This window comes from Pseudoclavibacter sp. 8L (genome assembly GCF_902506465.1).
In the GTDB taxonomy this organism is placed as follows: Bacteria; Actinomycetota; Actinomycetes; order Actinomycetales; family Microbacteriaceae; genus Pseudoclavibacter.
On the sequence record NZ_LR733186.1, the window covers coordinates 1,433,169 to 1,452,696 of the forward strand.

At 64.6% G+C, this 19,528-nt stretch carries 15 protein-coding genes; 9 read left to right on the forward strand and 6 right to left on the reverse strand.

Annotated elements, in window-relative coordinates:
- Positions 1-80: 80 nt before the first annotated feature.
- The gene (gene arfB / locus GV007_RS13365; protein ID WP_160073273.1) at positions 81-503 is read right to left on the reverse strand and encodes an alternative ribosome rescue aminoacyl-tRNA hydrolase ArfB; all 423 of its coding nucleotides are present in this window, start codon (positions 501-503) and stop codon (positions 81-83) included.
- A 90-nt stretch (positions 504-593) separates the two neighbouring features.
- On the opposite strand from arfB, the gene GV007_RS13370 reads away from it, so the two are divergent.
- A complete protein-coding gene (locus tag GV007_RS13370) occupies positions 594-1,259 on the forward strand; it encodes a cyclase family protein (protein ID WP_160073275.1) in 666 nt (221 codons plus the stop codon).
- A 141-nt stretch (positions 1,260-1,400) separates the two neighbouring features.
- Here GV007_RS13370 and GV007_RS13375 read toward each other — a convergent pair whose 3' ends face one another.
- A complete protein-coding gene (locus tag GV007_RS13375) occupies positions 1,401-2,606 on the reverse strand; it encodes an NAD(P)/FAD-dependent oxidoreductase (RefSeq protein WP_160073277.1) in 1,206 nt (401 codons plus the stop codon).
- Positions 2,607-2,745: 139 nt separating this feature from the next.
- Between GV007_RS13375 and GV007_RS13380 the strand changes: the two genes are divergently transcribed.
- The 3 genes from GV007_RS13380 (at position 2,746) to GV007_RS13390 (ending at position 6,429) form a co-directional block, all read left to right on the forward strand.
- Positions 2,746-3,645, forward strand: a complete 900-nt coding sequence (locus GV007_RS13380; protein ID WP_236558500.1) for an RNA polymerase sigma-70 factor — start codon at positions 2,746-2,748, stop codon at positions 3,643-3,645.
- Between the two features lie 274 nt (positions 3,646-3,919).
- Complete coding sequence (locus GV007_RS13385; RefSeq protein ID WP_160073279.1) at positions 3,920-5,815, forward strand: ABC transporter ATP-binding protein; 1,896 nt, start codon at positions 3,920-3,922, stop codon at positions 5,813-5,815.
- A gap of 62 nt (positions 5,816-5,877) precedes the next feature.
- On the forward strand, positions 5,878-6,429 hold the full coding sequence (locus GV007_RS13390; RefSeq protein WP_236558501.1) for a HEAT repeat domain-containing protein: 552 nt from the start codon (positions 5,878-5,880) through the stop codon (positions 6,427-6,429).
- 361 nt (positions 6,430-6,790) lie between these two features.
- On the opposite strand, the gene GV007_RS13395 is transcribed toward GV007_RS13390, so the two are convergent.
- Positions 6,791-8,044: a PIN domain-containing protein gene (locus GV007_RS13395; protein ID WP_160073281.1), complete on the reverse strand. Its 1,254-nt coding sequence runs from the start codon at positions 8,042-8,044 to the stop codon at positions 6,791-6,793.
- Between the two features lie 1,585 nt (positions 8,045-9,629).
- On the opposite strand from GV007_RS13395, the gene GV007_RS13400 reads away from it, so the two are divergent.
- The 5 genes from GV007_RS13400 (at position 9,630) to vsr (ending at position 13,918) form a co-directional block, all read left to right on the forward strand.
- Positions 9,630-10,151 carry a hypothetical protein gene (locus GV007_RS13400; protein ID WP_160073283.1) on the forward strand — a complete coding sequence of 174 codons (522 nt, stop codon included), beginning with the start codon at positions 9,630-9,632 and terminating at the stop codon, positions 10,149-10,151.
- Positions 10,148-11,095 carry a Kiwa anti-phage protein KwaB-like domain-containing protein gene (locus GV007_RS13405; protein WP_160073285.1) on the forward strand — a complete coding sequence of 316 codons (948 nt, stop codon included), beginning with the start codon at positions 10,148-10,150 and terminating at the stop codon, positions 11,093-11,095. Before GV007_RS13400 ends, GV007_RS13405 begins: the two co-directional genes overlap by 4 nt.
- Positions 11,096-11,110: 15 nt before the next feature.
- Positions 11,111-11,740 (forward strand): hypothetical protein, encoded by a 630-nt coding sequence (locus tag GV007_RS13410; protein ID WP_160073287.1) that lies wholly within the window; start codon positions 11,111-11,113, stop codon positions 11,738-11,740.
- Between the two features lie 382 nt (positions 11,741-12,122).
- On the forward strand, positions 12,123-12,983 hold the full coding sequence (locus GV007_RS13415) for a hypothetical protein (protein WP_160073289.1): 861 nt from the start codon (positions 12,123-12,125) through the stop codon (positions 12,981-12,983).
- Between the two features lie 5 nt (positions 12,984-12,988).
- Entirely contained in the window at positions 12,989-13,918 is a 930-nt protein-coding gene (vsr, locus tag GV007_RS19405; protein WP_160073291.1) for a DNA mismatch endonuclease Vsr, read from the forward strand.
- Here vsr and GV007_RS13425 read toward each other — a convergent pair.
- Genes GV007_RS13425 through GV007_RS13435 form a run of 3 tightly spaced genes read right to left on the reverse strand, consistent with a single transcriptional unit; the run spans position 13,878 to position 19,515 of the window.
- The gene (locus GV007_RS13425; RefSeq protein WP_160073293.1) at positions 13,878-14,771 is read right to left on the reverse strand and encodes a YDG/SRA domain-containing protein; all 894 of its coding nucleotides are present in this window, start codon (positions 14,769-14,771) and stop codon (positions 13,878-13,880) included. The two genes, vsr and GV007_RS13425, sit on opposite strands and share 41 nt — an antisense overlap.
- A complete protein-coding gene (locus tag GV007_RS13430) occupies positions 14,768-16,483 on the reverse strand; it encodes a hypothetical protein (protein WP_160073295.1) in 1,716 nt (571 codons plus the stop codon). Before GV007_RS13430 ends, GV007_RS13425 begins: the two co-directional genes overlap by 4 nt.
- A 2-nt stretch (positions 16,484-16,485) precedes the next feature.
- Entirely contained in the window at positions 16,486-19,515 is a 3,030-nt protein-coding gene (locus GV007_RS13435; RefSeq protein ID WP_160073297.1) for a helicase-related protein, read from the reverse strand.
- Between the last annotated feature and the right edge of the window lie 13 nt (positions 19,516-19,528).

Here is a 19,528-nt window from a genome sequence, read left to right on the forward strand (position 1 = left end):
GGCTGGCAGTGATGCCGTTGGCCGGGACGGAGGTGGCTGGGACGCGCTGGCCGGGATGCGGGCGTTGGTACTCGCGCGCGTCAGTCGTGGGACGGGCGCCTGCGCTGCGCCTTCGTCGCGGAGCGCTGGCCCTTCGATTCGAGCCGGCGGCGCTGCGAGCCCTTCGTGGGCTTGGTTGCCCGGCGCTTCGGTCCGGGTGGGGCGAGGCCCTCGCGCACGAGGTTCGCGAGCTTCTCGAGCGCCGCCTCCCGGTTGCGCAGCTGCGAGCGCCGCTCGGAGGAGGCAACCGTGACGACCCCGTCGATGAGGCGCTTCCCGAGTCGATCCAGTAGCATCCGGCGCCTGTCGTCGGTGAGCACCAGGGACTCGCTGATGTTCCAGGAGAGCTCGACGCGACTGTCGGTGGTGTTGACGTGCTGCCCGCCCGGCCCGGAGGATCGCGAGAAGCGCCAGCCGAGCTCCGCGGCCGGAATCGTGAGCGAGCGTGACACCTCCAAGTCCATGCGCCAAGCCTCCCACGGGCGCCGCCCGCGCGCAGGCGCAGTCGTTGCCGCCGCCGTCTCCCGAAGCAGGCCGATGCGTAGGCTTCGTGCATGACGCTCACGCTCGTCGACCTCACGCATCCGCTCACCTCGGGCATGCAGATCTACCCCGGCGACCCTGAGGTGCAGATTGCGCCCGCCACTTCGCTCGCCGACGAGGGTGTCGTCGTCCATGCACTGCACCTCGGCACGCACACTGGCACGCACCTGGATGCGCCCTCGCACTCGATCGCCGACGGAGCGACGGTCGATCGCCTCGACATCGGTCGGCTCGTGGGGCCGCTGCATCTCGTTGATGTGACCGAGCTCGCGCAGCCCGGACGCAGGATCGAACTCGCTCAGGTGGCCGCCCAGCTCGAGCGGCTCGCGGCCGGCGCAATCGTGGTGTTCAGGACCGACTGGTCGAAGCGGTTCGGCCGGCCCGAGTACCTCGAGCATCCCTACCTCGACGTGACGATCGCCGAGCGTCTCCTCGCCGCGGGTGTGACGGTCGTCGGGGTCGACACCCTCAGCCCTGACCGCACCGACGCGACCGCAGCATCCGCCGACCTCCCGTTCCACGACGTGTTCCTGGGCGCGGGCGGCGTCATCATCGAGAACCTGACAAGCCTGTCGGCCGTCGACCCGGCCCGCGACCCGTGGATCTCCGCCCTGCCGTTGCCGTTCGCGGGCCTCGACGGCTCGCCGGTGCGCGCGGTCGCGATGCACCGCGCCTGACCGTCGTGATCGTGGCGGGGATGTTCACCGAGCTGGTCGCCCAGAAGGACGCCGAGCTCAGCTAGGGGGTTCTGCTCGCCGACTTCCTCATGTACTCGAGCGGCGTCATCTGAAGAGGGAGGCTGCGCTTGGGCGCCGTGCTCACTCGAGCCTGCCGACGGGCAGGCGCTTCGGCCCGGAGGGGAGCATCAACGACCCAGGCAAGCGTCGTTCGCGCCTGGGCGATCCGAAGGCGAGGACGCTGCAGACGAGCTCTTTCACGATCGCACCGGGCCTGCCGGTGATCCTCAGCGGTCGGGGTTCATCCGCCCTGGTGAGGAGCTGGATCAATCCGTCCTTCCGTCCGATGCTGATGCACTGGGCGCCGAAGCCCACGTCAAGGCGCTTGAGGGGCTCGCCGCGGAGGGTGCGGAGGATGTTGTCGGCTGCGTGAGCGCCGAGAGGCATGGCGATGGCACATCCCATGCGCAGATGGGCACCGACTGACGCGGGTGGGCGCACCGCGTCGCCCGCCCCGAAGATCTCCGGGTGGGCGGGCACGCGCAGTTCTTCGTCGACGAGGAGCCGACCGATCGGGTCCACCCCGAGGCCACTCTGCTGGGCGAGCACCGGGACGGCGAACGATGCCGTCCACACCGTGACGTCGCTCGGCACGAGTTCGCCTCCGTCGAGCTCGACGGCGCGCTCCGTCACGCTGCGGACGCTGGACCCCTCCCTGACGGTGACGCCGAGCTTCTCGAGTGAACGCGCCACGGATCTCCGCGAGCCGACCGGCAGGTGCCCCAGAACAGCTCCCCGCGAGACCAGGGTGACGGATGCGCTCGGGCGCTGCTCGGCGAACTCGGCCGCAGCCTCGACACCGGCCGCCCCGCCGCCGACCACGACGATGCGCTGCTGGGGCGCTCCTGCCGCGATGGCAGCCCGCGCCGCGTCGGCACCGTCGACGTTGCTGAGCAGGTGCGCGAACTCCTCTGCCCCTGGGGCGCCGAGCGCGGCGACGCTCCCGACCGCGTAGACGAGGGTGTCGTAAGACTCGAATGTCACGCCCTCACCGGTCTCAACGGAGAGCATCCGCTTGTCTGCGTCGATGTCGAGGACGGTTCCGATGACGACTTCAATCCGAGCGTGCAGCATCTCGCTGAGCGATGTTGCTGCGGTTGCTCGGGCACCTGCTGCGACTTCGTGCAGGCGGATGCGGTCGATGAAGTCACCGGTCGAGTTCACCATCACGACCCGCACCCGTCGTGCCTCCGCGGGTTTCAGTGACGCTTGGATGCGGTTGGCGGCGAGGATGCCGGCATACCCGGCTCCGATGATGACGACGTTGTGCTGGGCTTCGTGGGTCACGTGTGCTCCTTTCAGGAACTGCTTCTCAAGTACTGACCGGTGGCCATCCCGAAATGTGACAGGCCCTCCGGGGTGACCTCACCGGTAGTACTTTGGGGAGCGCTCGTGGGACGTCGAGCGTCACGGATCGGAGGACGGTGTGAGCTTTGCCGCTGATGACACCTCGGTGAGCGAGCTGCGCGCGCTCGGTGAAGAGTTCCAGACGCTGCGCCCTCGCCTCTTCGGCATCGCCTACCGGATACTGGGAAGCGTCGCCGAGGCGGAGGACGTGGTGCAGGACGCGTGGGTGCGATGGCAGACCACCGATCGCGCGAGCATCCGCACGCCGCTGGCGTTCCTGACGACCATGACGACTCGTCTGGCGATCAACGTCGCCGAGTCGTCGCGGGTGCGTCGGGAAACCTATATCGGCCCCTGGCTGCCCGAGCCGGTGATGACCGATTCCGACCCAACGCTGGGCGCGGAGAACGCGGAAGCTCTCGCGATGGGGATGCTGCTCCTGATGGAGCGGCTGACCCCTACTGAGCGGGCCGTGTACCTGTTGCGTGAGGCGTTCGATTTTCCGTTCTCTGAGATCGCCGAGGCGATCGATACGACGGAGGCGAACGCGCGGCAGCTCGGGCGCCGGGCGCGTCTGCATCTGCAGACGGCGGGCACGCGGGAGGTGTCTTTCGAGCGACACAACCGCCTGTTGAGGTCCTTCCTCGAGGCCACCGAGACGGGGAACCTCGAACGGCTCCGGTCGCTTCTCACCGATGACATCGTCTACTACGGGGACGGTGGCGGAGCCGTATCGGCGGCGCGGCGGCCGATCGAGGGCCGCGACCGGGTCGGACGCTTCCTGCTGGGCATTGTGGAGAAGTCGCAGGGAGACTTCCAGGTCGACGTCATGTCGGTGAACGGCGCTGATGCGGTTGTGCTGCGTGAGGACGGTCGGCCCTACCTGGTGGGCATGATCGGCGTCAGCGACGCCGGGATCGACCGGATCTACTTCGTCATGAACCCGGAGAAGCTCAGGAGGCTGAGGTTCGCAGCTTGACGAACTCCGCTCAGGCACCCGCGCGGCGCGGAGCGTCACGCCAGACCATTCTGGCTGCGACCCATTACCTGTTCCCTGAGGGCGACCGCAAACACTGACGAGGGCTCAGACCGCACAGTAGATGGGGGCGACCGGCCGAAGGCGTGCGCCAAGGGGATGCACGGGCGGCCACAGTCATTGTCTCCATCGAACGCTCTGCGCCCCTGGCGGACAACCCCGAATTCGGGCATCCCGCCGCCTATGCTGAGCCTCCTGCTTAGGGGAAGGAACCGCTATGAGCATGGAAGGCGCTGCCTGGAGTTCGCTCTACAAGATCTCGGACGCCAAGGGTGGCAAGAACGGGATCTCCCGTGAGTCCGTGCGGCGAATCCTGACGTTCGCGGTGCCCTACCGGGCCAAGCTGGTGCTGTTCATCGCCCTGTCGATCGTTGGCGCGTTCCTCGCGGTCGCGACGCCGGTGCTCGCCGGTCAGGTGGTCGACGTCATCGTCGCGCGGGGTGCAGTCAGCACGATCGTCTGGATCGCCGTCGTCATCGCGCTCGTGGCCATCGCCGACGCGGCCGTGTCGCTCGTGACGCGCTGGTACTCGGCGCGGATCGGCGAGGGCGTGATCCTGGACCTCCGCACCGCCGTCTTCAACCACGTGCAGAAGATGCCCATCGCGTTCTTCACCCGCACGCGGACGGGCGCCCTCGTGAGCCGCCTGAACAACGACGTGATCGGCGCCCAGCAGGCCTTCAGCGGCACCCTGTCTGGCGTGGTCACGAACCTCGTGGCGCTCATCCTGACTCTGATCGTCATGCTCAGCACGTCCTGGCTCGTCACCGTGCTCGCCGTGATCATGCTCCCCATCTTCCTGATCCCCGCTCGCCGCATGGGCAGCCGCCTCGCCGCGCTGCGCCGCGAGGCCGCCGATCACAACTCGGCCATGAGCACGCAGATGACCGAGCGGTTCTCGGCGCCCGGCGCCACCCTCGTCAAGCTGTTCGGCCGGCCGGATGAGGAGGCCGAGGAGTTCCGCGTGCGCGCCGCCCGTGTCCGCGACATCGGCGTTCGCACGGCGATGCTGCAGTTCGTCTTCTTCACCGCGCTGATGCTGGTCTCCGCGCTCGCCCTCGCGCTCGTATACGGACTCGGCGGTGTCCTGGCGCTTGGCGGCCAGCTGGAAACCGGTGACGTGGTCACCCTCGCGCTGCTCCTCACCCGCCTCTACGCGCCGCTCACGAGCCTCGCGAACGCACGCGTCGAGATCATGAGCGCGGTGGTCAGCTTCGAGCGCGTCTTCGAGGTGCTGGACCTCGAGCCGCTCATCCAGGAGAAGCCCGACGCGACCGTCGTACCCGAGGGCCCGGTGTCAGTCGAGTTCGACGACGTCCGCTTCGCCTACCCGTCCGCGGACAAGGTGTCGCTCGCCTCCCTCGAGGAGGTCGCGACGCTGGATACCCGCGGCGGCGAGGAGGTGCTGCACGGGGTTTCCTTCCGCATCGAGCCGGGGCAGACCGTCGCCCTCGTCGGCACGTCCGGTGCCGGCAAGTCCACGATCGCGCAGCTCCTCTCGCGCCTCTACGACGTCGACAGTGGTGCCGTGCGTCTCGCGGGGACGGACGTCCGCGACGTCACCTTCGCGTCGATGCGGCACACCCTGGGCATGGTCACGCAGGACGGGCATCTCTTCCACGAGACCATCCTCTCCAACCTGCGCCTCGCGAGGCCCGAGGCGACCGACGACGAGGTGTGGGACGCGGTGCGCCGTGCGCGGCTCGAGCCGCTCATCCGGTCGCTGCCCGACCAGCTGGACACCATGGTGGGCGAGCGCGGCTACCGGCTGTCCGGCGGTGAGCGCCAGCGGATGACCATCGCGAGGCTCCTCCTCGCCCAGCCGCGGGTTGTCATCCTCGACGAGGCGACGGCAGCGCTCGACTCGACGTCGGAGGCCGCCGTGCAGGCGGCGCTGAGCGAGGCGCTTGAGGGACGCACGGCGATGGTGATCGCCCACCGCCTGTCCACCATTCGCAGCGCGGACCAGATCCTCGTGATCGAGGACGGCTCGATCGTCGAGCGCGGCACGCACGAAGAACTGCTGGCCGCGGCCGGGCGGTACGAGGAACTGCACCGGACGCAGTTCGCCGTGCAGAAGAACGTGGCGGCGGATGAGGATGCCAACGTCTAAGTTCGCAACGGGAAGGCGCCTCCATCGCACCTGCCCACAGCGCGGCCCCGTAGGGTGAGCTGATGCCTGAAATCACTTCCGCGAATCCTGCGCCCGTTCCTGTAGACCTCCCGCTCGAGCAGCGGCTGGCGGCTGCCGTCGAGCGATACGGCCAGTCCGAGTTCGTTGAGCGGGTACTCAACCTCATGAAGGGCTATGACGAGGGCGACGACCTTCTCCTCTATGTTGGCGGCGATCACGCGCAGGGAATCCTCGATGGCGCGCCGGTGCTCTACTGGCCCGAGCTCTGGGGCACGCGAGCGTTGCTGCACGTCTGGGATGAGTCCGCCGCGCCAGCGGCGATCGGCACGCTCGCCAACCCGGCCTGGCGCGTCCGCGAAATGGGAGCAAGGGTCGTCGCAGCGCGCGAGCTCCCAGCAGCATCCGAACTGGCCGGGCTGCTCGGCGACAGCGTGGCTCGAGTGCGATCGGCAGCCGCGAGGTCGTTGGGAGCCGTAGGCGCGCTCGAAGACGTGGAACGCCTGCGCCCACTGCTGAAGGATCCCGAAATCGATGTGCGGCGGAGTGCGCAGCAGAGCATCGACGCACTGCGCGCGAGGTTCCCGAAGAACTAGGGGGCGTCGGGCTTTGGGTCGTTCGACCGGCTCTGGGCGTGAAGCGGAGTCGGCTTCGACGCTCGGGGAACACGATGTGGGCGAGGAGCTGGCCAGTCGGCTCTGCGAGCTCACCATCGATCTCAGCAAGGGCTACCAACCCACCGGCAACCCCAAAGGGCCCTCCGCGAGAACGAAATAGCTTGAACCTGCAACTGCAGGTTCCCGCACTGAAAGTCCGGAGACGAAGTCTCACTCTTCGCGGCGCACGTCGCACATGAACCTTACGTCGTGCTCACGGAATCCCCGAATGTTCTCATGTTCCTCGAGAATCGACCCTGCCCGACATGGGCAGAGCCTCGCCGTTCCCGGCAACAAGCGGTCAGTCCGCGAGCGCGAAGTCCAGCGCGTCATCGGCAATGCCAACCGCAGGCCGTGGGTCTTCGAGAACCACATCGATCGGGATCCCGGATCCGCCCTCGATGTCGAGCTGGACGACAACCCGAACCTCGACCTCCGCGCTGGCCTCGAGGTAGTGATTGTTGAGTTCCCCGATAACGCTCACCTCGCCGTCGCCAGAGTGCCAGTCCCCTCGGTAGAGCCCCCCTTCGAGGGTCACGACAGCTACTGCGGTTGCGATGATCACGTCAGGCGACGCAGGGTCCTCCTTGAAGGAGAACTCCGTCGTCTGGTCGATACCCGTGATGGCCGCGTCCTCAATCGCTGGCAAAGTGAACTTCACGAACGAGGGGTAGCCGTAGTCGCCGCCGTAGATGAGCTGCTCGGAGACACTCTCATTCATGAGGTCATAGAGAGCGTCCGTGGCCGCCTTGACCAGGTCGACCTTCGCCACGGGAGAACGCATCTGCTTCAGCTCGTTCACGGCCACGTCGAGGGGATTCTTTGACGGCTTTGATGCTATGGGTTCCGGTTCGGGAGCCTCCTCCACCGGGGGCATGGTCTCCACCGGGGGCGACGCGGGTACCTGCGCTTCCACGATGGCGATCGCCTCAACGATATTTAGCGACCAGGAGATGCGATTCCGCGGGATCCTGAGTCGATCGACGTCGTCCATCAAATCCTGATGCAGGGACTTCTTATCCTCGGCGAGGAAGCCGCTGTCGAACGTCACGAACAGCACCTTGTCGTCGAGCTCAGCGCCGACCAGGAGTTCAAGAACGCTCTCCCAAATCAGCACATCGCGGAAGCCGAGGGATTTCTTCGTCTTCCCCTGTTCGATCTCGAGGAACGGGCGACGTCGGCCCAAATCTCGGCGCAGAAGATCCGACGTCGGTACCTTCGGCACCGGCGCTGCATGGACGCCGTCGCGTGCCAGCGCTGCATGGAACGTGCTGTCGATGTCGGCTTCGATGCGGTCGTGGGCTGCGCTGAGATCGTTGGCTGTCTGGGTGACATCACTCCCGGCCGCGCGCATCTGCTGGACACTGGCTGCTGCATCCTCGTGAGCGCCCCTAGCCGACTCCACGCGCTGACGCCGCAACTCGTCGATGACGACCTGCGGATACACGATCTCGCACGCACCGGTGGCGGCTAGGTCGACCAGCTTCGACGCCGCATCGCGGGTCATCCACGGGTCTCGGAACAACGCATTGGTGTCCATGACGACGAAGAGCATGCCCCCATCATGCCCCAAGCCCATCGACCGATTATCGCCAGTCGGCACGCCCCTGCCCTGGACGCCACTGGCCTCAGGGAAGGGATTTCATCGGTAGGCGGCCGCCGATGACATGTGCTCACCACGGCGACTGTCAGGGATGCCACCAACTGGGACTCGAGCGTCGCGGGCCTCGGCCCCCAACCTCACCCGCCATAGACTCCGCCACGCCGGAGCGACGTGGATGGCCGATGCCGGTGTCCCGCTGCACATGCTCAAGAGATTCTTGGGCACGCATCCATGAGAACTATCCCGACGTCGGGCGCCTTGCCTCCGCGGCAGAGCAAGCCGACGTATTCCTCTCCCCTCAGGACAGAAGTGTCAGGCCGAACGAGGCTGCCCGACCGCGCGAGCCCTCTGACGCTCCCCACACAGTGCCTGGCTACTGATCGCTCCAGTGCTGTCAAGAACCGCGTGCGACGCGTCAACGGTCGCGGCTACGTCTTGCTCCCGATGAAATGAAGCATCGAGATGAGGACCGGGGAATCAGGCGTTGACGGAAGATCGACTACGGGGAAGGTAACAGACACTTTTGCAACGTCGTCGACTCCGGACCGCAGCCAGTCGGTGCAGTCGACGTGTGGGAACGCATCTACCAGACTGCGATCTGCAAGGAGCAGGCTAAACGGCGCGAAGTGGATCACAGAAGGTATCGCAGGCCGTGTCTTCGCGGCCCATTCTCCGCTTTCGACGTCTCGCGCCATGTGGATTGCGAGCGCATCAAGGCTGCCTTCGACGTGGGCACGGCTTCCGTTGGGCGCGATTGCGACGAGGAATCGGATCTCTTCCGACGGCAGAGCCGACACCCCTCCCGCACGGTCCGGACGAGATCCGGGTGTGAGTCAATGAGACTCGGAGTCAGGGCGGTCATACCTGCGAGCGCGGCGCGGATGAATCTGCCCGGGCGCACGCCATCGAGTTCGCCCGCGATCTGAGCCCGTAGCCCTTTCAGCGGAGAGCGGACGAGATGGCCCGCAAAGCAGTGCGCCCATCGAATGTACTCGTCGTCCCAGGGCGAGGTGATCGCTCTGCAGGCATTGCAGTGTGCGTATCGGCTTGCGCCTCCGAGTTGTGCCCTGCCGTACGTGAGGCGGTTGTCCGACGTCGTCCCGCCCCAGGCGAAATTGCCCTGGTTGAACGCTGCCTTCGGCGGCACATGCGCTTTGGTGAGCGTGCGGACATTGCCGCACAGAGTGCATCTGCCGCGCTTGCTTTGCCTGCCCGCCGGCCTGAATCCTTCTTGCTGGGTCATCTCGCGGCTCCTTCCTCGACACTATCGCTGGATGCAGAGCTGGTGGCGCCGCAATACGCACGACTCCGCGGCGGGTTCGCCGCGGATACGTTGATCGTGTTGCCGAGCGCGAACCAGCGACACCCACACCCCATTCACGCCCATTCAGCCCATCTGCTGAAGGACTCGTTCCATACCTTCGCGTCAGGCTACGGCGTGCTGACCCCTGGTGGGAACGTTTGGTATGGCCGAGATCGTGGTCGAATGATGCGGCCGGTCCGTTCGGCTGTCTGCGCTTACCTCTACAGTCGAATCATGAAGGGAATCGTGGGTGCAGGGCTACTCGCATCGGCGTTCGCGCCGTTGCTCGCTTTGATCGCGGTCCTGAAGCTACCGGCACTGGGGTGGGTCAGCTGGGCAATACTTGCCGGTTGTCTGCTGTCGCTCGTTCTCCTGTGGCTCGTGCTTCGTAGAGTCGCCGGGCTTCAGACCCGCCCAGTGGAGTCGGCGGAGGTCAGACGTGCGGACGAGAGCGTTCTCGCGTTCACGTCGAGCTACGTCGTCCCAGTCGTGGTCGCGCTGTTCAGTGACGACCCCGCATCTTTGGTGGCGACGATCGCGCTCGTTCTGCTTCTCTTGATCATCTATGTTCGCGCCGGGCTTTATCACCTGAATCCAACCCTTGCTGTCATTGGCTTCCGGCTCTATGAGGTGACCGCAACAAGCGGAGCGGCAACGATGGTGCTGTCAAGGTCCCGACATCTTCCACAACAGGGGGTCATCGAATGTCGATACCTTGGTGACGATGTCGCTATCCAATTGAAGGGACGACCGTGACCGAGGAACCGGCGTGCCAAGCGCTCGATACCGCGCTTAGCGCAGATCCGACAGGGTTGGACAACTACGTCATCCGCGGAGACGCCCTGGCCGACTCGGAGTTGACCCGGTTCGACCTGGTCGATGGGATGGCCTCGGACGTCGTCGGCGACGTCCGCCGGTTCACGGAAACGCTGACAGGCAGGCAGTTCCTCGAATACGACCCGTCATATCAGACCAATAGCTCCCAGGTCCTCGTTGAGAAGCTCAGCGAAATTCCAGAGCTTGCAGCCGTCGACGCGGCTATTCGACGCGGAGATGTGCCCAACGACGCGGGTGGCCGGGCCGTCGTGGCAATGGCGCACGCGGTAGGTACAGGCGCGAATCGAATCGTTGTCTACCGGCTGAAAGGTCCCGGGATCGCGACGAGACGGTCCCGGGGCATCACGCTCATCCCGCGGGACGGGATCTACCGACCGATCGAGGGCGATGTGCTTTTCTACGAGCCCCGGTTCGATGTGCTCACTTTTGGGGAGTTCGCGTACTTCACGACGGTCACCCTCATTCAGACGAAGCTCCATGCGCCCGACAAGGCGCGCCAGCTCGCCCGTGACACGCTCACAGCGGTGACAGCCAAGATCCGCATCGATGGGTTCGCAGAACTGGAGCACGCGGTCATGGACGACCCGAGCATGCGCGCGAAGATGGCATACGTTGCTCGCCTCCTTCAGTCCGACCCGGATTACGCGAAGAACTTGACGACGAAGAAGCTCATCGCTTTCGTCGAGTCATATCCGGACTACGACATTCCGATCACCACGGTTGACGGGAAGAAGGCGCTGAGGTTCGACACTTCGCCTCAGCACCGGCACCAGATCCCGCGACTGCTTGCCGACGATTATCTCCACAGCTACCTCACTGACCGCAACTATGAGGCGGGTTCGAAGCAGCGCGTCCGAACCTAGCGGAGAGCGGACCCGATGTCAGAGGCGATTCGTGCACGGACATTGCAGGCTCTGCGTGCCGCAGCCCAGTTCGACATCCCGCCGGAGTCGCTCGCTCGTGTGATGGCAGCGACTCCTGACCTGCTCTCCCGGCCGGAGCGCGTCGCGGAAATCGAAGGGCACATTCGGGCGATTCGCTTGGAGGGAGTCACGATTCCCGTGCACGCTCGATGGGCGACGCTTCCAGCGCTCGGCAACATGGCCGAGGCGTTCGTTGAGTCGATGCTCGTCGACTTCGGATGGCAGCCGCTGTATGACGACGACAGCGGGTACTCCGCTGGGCACGGCGTCGATCTGCTTATGCTCGATCCATCACTGTCACCGGTCGTCGCGATAGAGGTCAAGTCGACGATTCAGCGAGGACGCTGGCCGCGGCGTCCCCCGGAGTCCCGAGCGCAGATGACCCCCGCATGGCTTGGGCGCGCGAGCAACGAAGGGATGCGTGAGTGGACTTTCGATGCAGACGATGTCCACTCGATGATTGTGCAAGCGCACCTGGGACGTTTGAAGTGGCGCGTATGTGTCGCGGGTGACTTGGACTCGCCGCTGCCAGTTGCGAGCGTTGATCAATTAGTCGATCTCAGCTGGCTGATCGAGCGCAACTAGATAGATTGGACCTCCCACGTTTCGTGTCGTAGCCAACTGAACGGCCCAGGCGTCCAGACGGCGTCGCCATTCCCGGAATCTTCTCAATTCCGGGGCTCAGATCACGAAACGCATGTCATCAAACGCATGTCATCAAACGCTAAGAAGCGCCACGCGAGGCTCTGCGGCCAATGCCCGATCGCCCACTCTCATCACCTGAGCGTCACCGCGTCACGACGCTCCCGCAGGCGGCCATCGTCCCGCGGACTCTGGCTCCAACGCTGAGGCAGCCACATTTCTTCCAGGGCGCCGTCACAGCTTCCCCCAATCCGCTTCGGCGAACTGAAATGAGTCGCAGCGCTGCGATCATCCAACGCGGTACCGTGTGCGGGAGAATACGGGCATGGTCGAAGTCTTCATGGATAGCGGTACCGCGGAGATGCACAGGTTCGAGGCAATGGGAATCCAGCTGGTCGAGACGATCATCGCGCGAGCTGGTCTCACCGGATCCGTCACGTCGAACCCTCGAATGAGGGTCATCGGCCCCGATTTCGACTATCGGGAGAGCTCGGTCATGTTCGCGGGACGTGTCGGCCGCGGCCCGCTTAGGGTTGCAATGGACACCAACCTCCTCATCGACTACTTCGAGCATGGTCATGCGATGTGGGCGGGAGAATCGGTTGCGAAAGCGCACGTCGGTGAGTATGGGGAACATCTCGAGGCGCTACAGCTGATCCTGGCCGTCTGGGTCCTGCGCGACATCGAATTCGTCATGCTCAAGGAGTCTCTTCGCGACTCGAAACACAGGAAGCTCGCGCCGCACTTGGACAAGAGAAATCGAAGAGCTTGGATGGAGTTCTACAGCGCGCTCACGCACAGCCCTCATCACTCAGCCGACAGAGCCGACGCGGCGCAACGCCTGCACCCAAGACTGATCGATTGGGTCATCGAGGCGGTCCCAGCGGGCGGAGATCAGCGCCTGGTTCGCGCCGCCCTCAACGACGGCGCGCATGTGTATCTCACCCGGGACAAGGGCGTGGTCCGCGCTTCCGATCAGCTCCGAGTTGTCGGGCTTTCCGTGATGACCCCGGGCGACCTGCTCGAAGCTCTATCGCTATACGGTGCGCTCAATTTTCTCTGGGATCCGACAAGCCTCTATTGGCCGCTTCCCGACCAGGAGAAGGTCGCACATATGATATGGGCGTTGCCGAAACGTGGAGAACCTCCCGAGGACGGGGGTAACGATGTGGGTGAACTACCCTGACCACTGTGAATGACCGTCGACCTGAGCTCGCGACCGAGCAACACCCGCTTCGTGTGGTCGCCGCGATTCTGTTCGACGGTCAAGAAGTGCTGGCTTGCCGCCGGAAGCTAGACGGGGCGGCCGGCGGACTCTGGGAATTCCCTGGCGGAAAGATCGAGCCGGGTGAGACCCCCGCTGCTGCGCTCATCCGAGAAATCAGGGAAAAGCTCGACATCGCGATCCTCGTCGACGACGAGCTGAGCACAGATGTCACTCCTGTGCTCAACGTATCGATCGAGCTCATCTGCCTGCGTGCCCGCTTGAAGGGTGCCCGACCGATCGGCAGCTCCGACCATGACCAGCTTCTTTGGCTTCGTGTAGCCGATCTCGATCAGCTCGAATGGGCCGCGCCCTATAGACCAGCTGTACGACGTCTGATCGCGGCGGACGATAGTCCGCGGCCCGCGGACGCTCGGGTGGAGCAATCGGAGCTCCCGGCGACTGGGGAAACCGTTCCCCCTCTGAACACCTCGACGTCGTGGGCGTCCTCACCGGGAGTGCGGCGTTCAATGCTTGGGAATCGAGCTCGCGACACGCAACCCGAGCTCGCGGTACGCGGAATTCTCCACAGGATGGGGCTGCGTTATCGAGTCGATCTCCGTCCCACTCCTCGAGTACGGGCGCGAGGGGACATCGTGTTTCCTCGTCGACGTCTCGTCGTGTTCATTGATGGGTGCCACTGGCACGGCTGTCCCCAGCACTACACAGCGCCCAAATCGAACACCGCCTATTGGTCGGCCAAGCTCGCCGCAAATCGCGAGCGCGATGCTCGCACGACGGACGTGCTGACGGAGCTCGGCTGGACGGTGCTGCGATTCTGGACACATCAGGACTCGGCCGAGATCGCCGAGGAGATCAGGAATGCCGTCCTATCCGATCAACCGACGTCCGACTAAGCGCCGAGACGAGGAGCTCATCGAACCCCATGAGCCGGCGATGGGTTCGCGCGTACGCGACCTTGAGGAGGTGGTCCGGGTGCACATTCAGCGAACCCAGCTGGCGACCATCACGGTCGAGCGCTGTCCAGTCGTCCGCGAAGCAAATCGCGCCGTGGTCGAGCATCACGTGGTGGTTGGGGCAGAGCGACAGCACATTGGCATCGATATCGGGCCCGTCAGCGCCGCCGCCGAGCGGCACGAGGTGGGCGCCCTCACTGTAGGGCCCGGCAAGGGTTTCGATTCGGATGTCGCAGACCTGGCAACGGTAATCGTAGAGCTCCTTGACTCGTGTCGGGACTCCGGAGTCTCGCACGATTCGATAGTGAGTTGAGAGGACTCGCTTTGCCTCCACTTGCTTGATGTCGCCGCTGTCGGACTCTCCGGGTGATTGCAGGGATCTCAAGCGGTACTGACAGATCTGGAAGCCGCTCGCTCCGGGCCGCAGGAAGGCATCCTCGACCACGTACTGACCAGAGTATTCGAACTCGCTCACCGTGGCTCGAATCAATCTGATGGGCTGGGTGGTCTGGGCGTTCACCGCGAGGGAGCGGTTGAGACCGCTGAATTCTTGATCGGCTATTAAACGCCCGCTGCCGTCGCGTCTGCCGATCCCCGTGTAGTACACGATCTGGCCGAAATCCAAATCGTCCTCATTTGCTCCGGACAGGACGACGCTCTCCGCGCCTCGCTTCTTGTCGGCTCCGCCGCAGATGCCACGGCGTATGTCGCGGTGGATCCTTGCGTCGTAGAGCGATCTGCGGTTCCGGAAGCGCGCTCCGATCGGTATCCCGTGGACGGCTCCGTAGGTCACGAGAGTTCCTTCCGCAGGTACCCGTTGCTTCCGAAGAGCGTCTTGCGGTCGAGGAACTTGTTGTAGTGCGAGCAGGATGGTTCACCGATGTGCAGGCAGGCCAGGCACGCGCCGGTCGAGCGATCGCATCCGGGGTCGAGGGGACACCGTGTCTCTGCGTCGACTTGCAGGTCGAGGAGACGATCGAGGTCAGTTTCGAAGACGGACTGGAGTCCGCCGAGAACGAACTGTCCGCGTGGTGTGGCGTAGATGAAGACTCCAAGGTGATGGGGCACCAGGTATTCGGCGAGAGATTCGCGGTCGACACCGGCAAGCACCGCCAGCTGGCGGATGAATCGGTGTGCGTAGGTGTGCAGCAACGAGAGGACCGCGCTCCCGGCGGTCTGGACGGGGACATCGTCGCCGCGGCCTGGGAACTCGGCGGCGTTGACGATCGCGATCCTCGCCTTGGTGGGATCGGTCGGCGCCACTTTGAGGAGCCCGCGTCGATACAGCCATGCTGCGACTCGTACCGGGTCAAGTCGCAAGTACAAAGCCTCGGTCTCATTCGTGTCGGCGTATACCCGAATCGACTGCTGTCGTCCTTGGTAAGCGACCAGCCTGCTCTCTCCTACGGGCTTTCCTCCGCGCGTGTACCCGAAGACGCCTCGCAGGATCGGGAACCGGTCGACATGGTCGACGTCGACGAGTCCGGCGCGATGGATCGCCGGCACGTACTTGTCTTCGTAAATCGCTCGAAGGTTGGCGCCAACAGGATCGCCGGGGAGCTGGCTCGCGGTGCGTCGCCCTTCATATGTGGCTAGGGCGACCTCGAGTGCCGTGGCTTCGGCTTCTTCTCGGCGAAGGGGCGAGATGTCGAGGACATCGACAGGTTTGTCGAGGTGGCCGGCGCCGGCGTCGATCGCGGCCTGCACGGCGGCTTCTGCCGCCGCGAGTGGAAGACCCTGCTGTACGAAGCTGTCGATCATCGACTGTCTGGTCGGTGCCAGCTTCTCGGGACGTGCGGTCTGCATCTCACTCATTAGCCATCGCAGGCTTTTCTCCCGTCCCCCGTCGGCGAGTAGCGCTTGCAGGTGTTCGGGGCGTGCGGGGTTGACCATTGTGAAGGTGTGCGGACTGTAGACCGACGCTGCGCGGTGGACGTTGAATGTGAGTCCTGGCTGTTTGCATCCGGGGCAGGGCCGTCCGGCTCCGAGTCCTTGTTGAAGGGCGCGGTGGCAGATAGGGCATACGAATTCGAGGTCGCGCACGCTACTACTGCTGGAGTGCTTCACGAGGGCCTGATTGTGCTCGGGACACTTCGGGATGAAGGGCTCGCCCAGGTAGCCGCATTCATGGAATCCGACGAAATGCAGCTGTGCCCAGGTCTTGTTGCCGCACACACATTGTCCCTTGAAGCTAGTCACCCGCCGGCAGCTCTGGCAGCGCCAGACGTTTGGCCAGGCGTCGACTTTGACGCCCTGCTCGGGGTTCACGCCGACGACCTCGACAGTCTTTCCTTGGTGGAGTTGGCTAGCGAGGCCGGTGTCGTTTCCTTGCGCACGCCAGGGGTCGATCGCCGACAGGAGGCGCTGCCTGACTCCGTCAGTGTCGACTCGGAGGGTGAGGGGGTTCAGCCAGGACTGCACTTTCCAGATCCGGCTCTTGATGTCGGTGGTCTGCGCGGGCAGGTGTGAGAAGAGGACTTGGCTGGGACTGCGGGTTTCTCTCATCGTCATTCTTCTCCGGTGATCGGGACGCCCTCTTCGACGTCTCGTAGGGATCTCATGGGCTGTCCGCTGGGCGATAGGTCGCTCGGCCACTTTGCTTGGGTGGCGGGGTCTGTGAGGTTGTCGAAGTAGCTGATGGCCCATTCGTTGATGTCTCTGCGCAGCAGTTCGTCGAGTGGGCCGTCCAGACCCAGCGCGTCGGTGAGCGCGGCGGTTTCGGTCTCCGCAGTGATGCCCGCGTCACGGTAGTAATTCCGGAGCTTGGTGATGGTGGTCAAGGCGGTTCCTGCTGTGTATTCGTGGACCGAGAGGCGGCGGGCTTCTTCCGCTCCGATGGCTGTGAGCGCGAGAACGCGACGGCTGGCGCGGGTGATAGGGATCGGTTCGACGAATCGGTCCCCCTGAGTGATGAACTTGTCGAATTGCGCATAGGTCGCGACTTCGCGCTCCCGTGTGATGCGGTGCAGGACGTAAACGATGCCCGGCCACCGGCGTCCGACGCGTGCCGAGGTTTGGATGAACTCTGCCGTGGTCAGCGGAAGCCCTTTCATGACCATGATGTTGAATCGGTCGATGTCCACTCCGTGCGAGATCATGCTGGATGCCGCAATGAGGTGGATGCGGGCCGCAAAGTCGGACTCTGGGGTGTCGAGTCGTTCGAGGATCCGGCGGACATCGTCGAACGGTGTGGCGCCGGTAAGGGATTCGGCGTTGACTGAGTACGGGAACTCAGTCTCGGCGGAACGGCGAGCTGCCTCCACATCGCGGACTGTGTTTCCGTAGACGAGGTCCACTCCGTACTGGCTGATCAAGTGTGCAGCGTGGTCAACGGGGATCCCGAGCGATCCGCAGACGCGGGTCGGGTCGTCAATGAGTTCGCGGACGCAGGATTGGAGCGTGTTCAGAGCGCGGTCCGCGACGAATTCGAGCGTGACACCCCGGGGCGCGACTGCCACGTATCGCCGTGCAGGAACACTGTTTGGTTCGGACCAGAATGACTCGTCGAGCGCTGGTCCCGGTTGTGGGAAGACACGAACGTCGCGCCGGTAGAGGACGTCTACCTGCCGTTCCACCCCGCTGAGGGTCGCGGACGAGGCGACGATCTTCGCGCGAGTGCCGGTAAGCGCGTGCTGCAGGTGGTCCATCAAGGACTCGTAGTGGGAGTCGACGGCGCCCAACGAGTCGCGCAGCAGGTGGAGCTCGTCCTGAAGGCGGAAGCTTGGTGCCCACCTCGACGCGTCCATACCGAGTGGTCCACGGGTGCCCTTGCAGCCTGGAACGAGACAGCCGGAGGGGGACTTGCTGCGGCTGGCGTAGCTGTAGCCGTGTCCAGGTTTGCTGCACACTCCGGCGGGTGGTCCAAAGAATCCCCGCATGGCGGTCTGCATCGCGGCGAGGGCAGCCTTGTCCAATGTGCCGACCACCACGGTCGGCAGGAATCGGTAGATCTCCTGGTCGACGACGTAGAACGGCAGCGGCTTGTCGCCCCATGCGCAGACCGCTTCCCCGCAGACGTGCTCGAGAGTCCATTTCGCTCGGTCGAAGCGCATCGTGATCTGCTCGTTTCGGCAGAACGGGCAGCGCAGCAGCACCTGGTACCGCGCGGGCATGGAGCGGTCGACCGCGTTCGGTTCTCCCTCAAGGGGGATGCTGTTGGGCGTACCTCCCTGGCCAACATAGAAACCGAGGGAGATCGGGGCACCGCCGATTCCGTGTTTGCGGCGTTCCAGTTCGGCGCCGGCGAGAGCGTCCGCGAATCGTTGGGTCTGCTGGAGCGAGAGCATGCGGAGCGGGAACCGGGTCCATGCAGTGATGCCGTCGATCTTGCCGGTGAGGCGGTCATAGATTATCGCGGTGACGAGTAGGCCGAGGTAGGTTTCGGTCTTTCCCCCGCCTGTGGCGAACCACACGGTATCGACTGTCTGAGCATCGTCCGGATCTATGATTCCGGGAAGCGCCGAGATGAGGAATCCGATCTGAAATGGCCTCCAGGCTTCGTATTTCCCCGCCGCGGCGTGGCGGATGGCTGCTGAGGCAACCTTGAATGCCTGCAGTAGCTGCGAATCGGTAACGAGAGCGTCGTATCCACGCTCAAGCCTGTCGACCTCGGCCGTGTACGCCGCGGCGGCTTTCTCTGCTTCGGCGTGCATGGCCGCCGTCCATCCCACGGATCGGGCGACGAGCGCCCCGCTCCCCCAGTGTTCTTCGCCCCATTCCCGTGCAGAATCGATGAGTTGCCGTAGCTGCGGGAGGGGGTGCGTGGACAGTGTGTCGAAGGTGCAGTCGGGCTCGGGTGCGGAGTGATTCCAGTAGCGTGGACGGTTCTTGTCGACCGTGATGGTGTCGCTGGTCCTGAATCCGCTGTCCGTATTTTCGACGCCGCAGTTGATCCCGATAGCGGCGACGCTGCGGTCGTAGCGGAACGAGTCCGGCAACGATTCGAGCTGGAAGTCGGTCGTGGCCAGGCCTGCGACCTCGAGCACTGCTTCGTAGAGGTGCGTATCGGGTGTGTTCTTGTCTGGTTCGTCGCTTGTGTTGACGAGGGACACGACGAGCTCGTCGTGGTCGCGCCATGTTTCGAGATCGACACGGACCTCCGCGCTTCGGCCTGCGAGTCCGAGCGCGCCTAATTGGGTTGCGATCGAGTTAGCGCCGTTGTCCGAGAGAGTTCCGTCTCGGGCCACGGTTGCATTGATCGTCGCAGAGACGAGGGTCGACTTCGTAAAAGTGCCGGCCGGCTGCGGCTCCCAGCAGCGGAGTCGGATGGCGAGTTCGAGGTTCCAGGGTCCTGCAGTAGCCGGCCGCAGGCGGATACCAATCGCGCAGGGGTCGAGTTTCTCCGCACGTTGACCGAGCGGGCTATTGATGACGGACGTCTCGGATGCGAGGCGGCCGAGCCAGAAGCGGTTTCTCGGTGCAGTGTCGCTGGTGTCGAGATGGTCGCCGCGTGCTTCCTCTACGACATGTCGGTGCATCCATTCGAGGAACCGCCAGGACGAGTCGTATCGCCCGTCGGGGTCGTTGTCGTGAGTCATGTGGTCGGGTCCT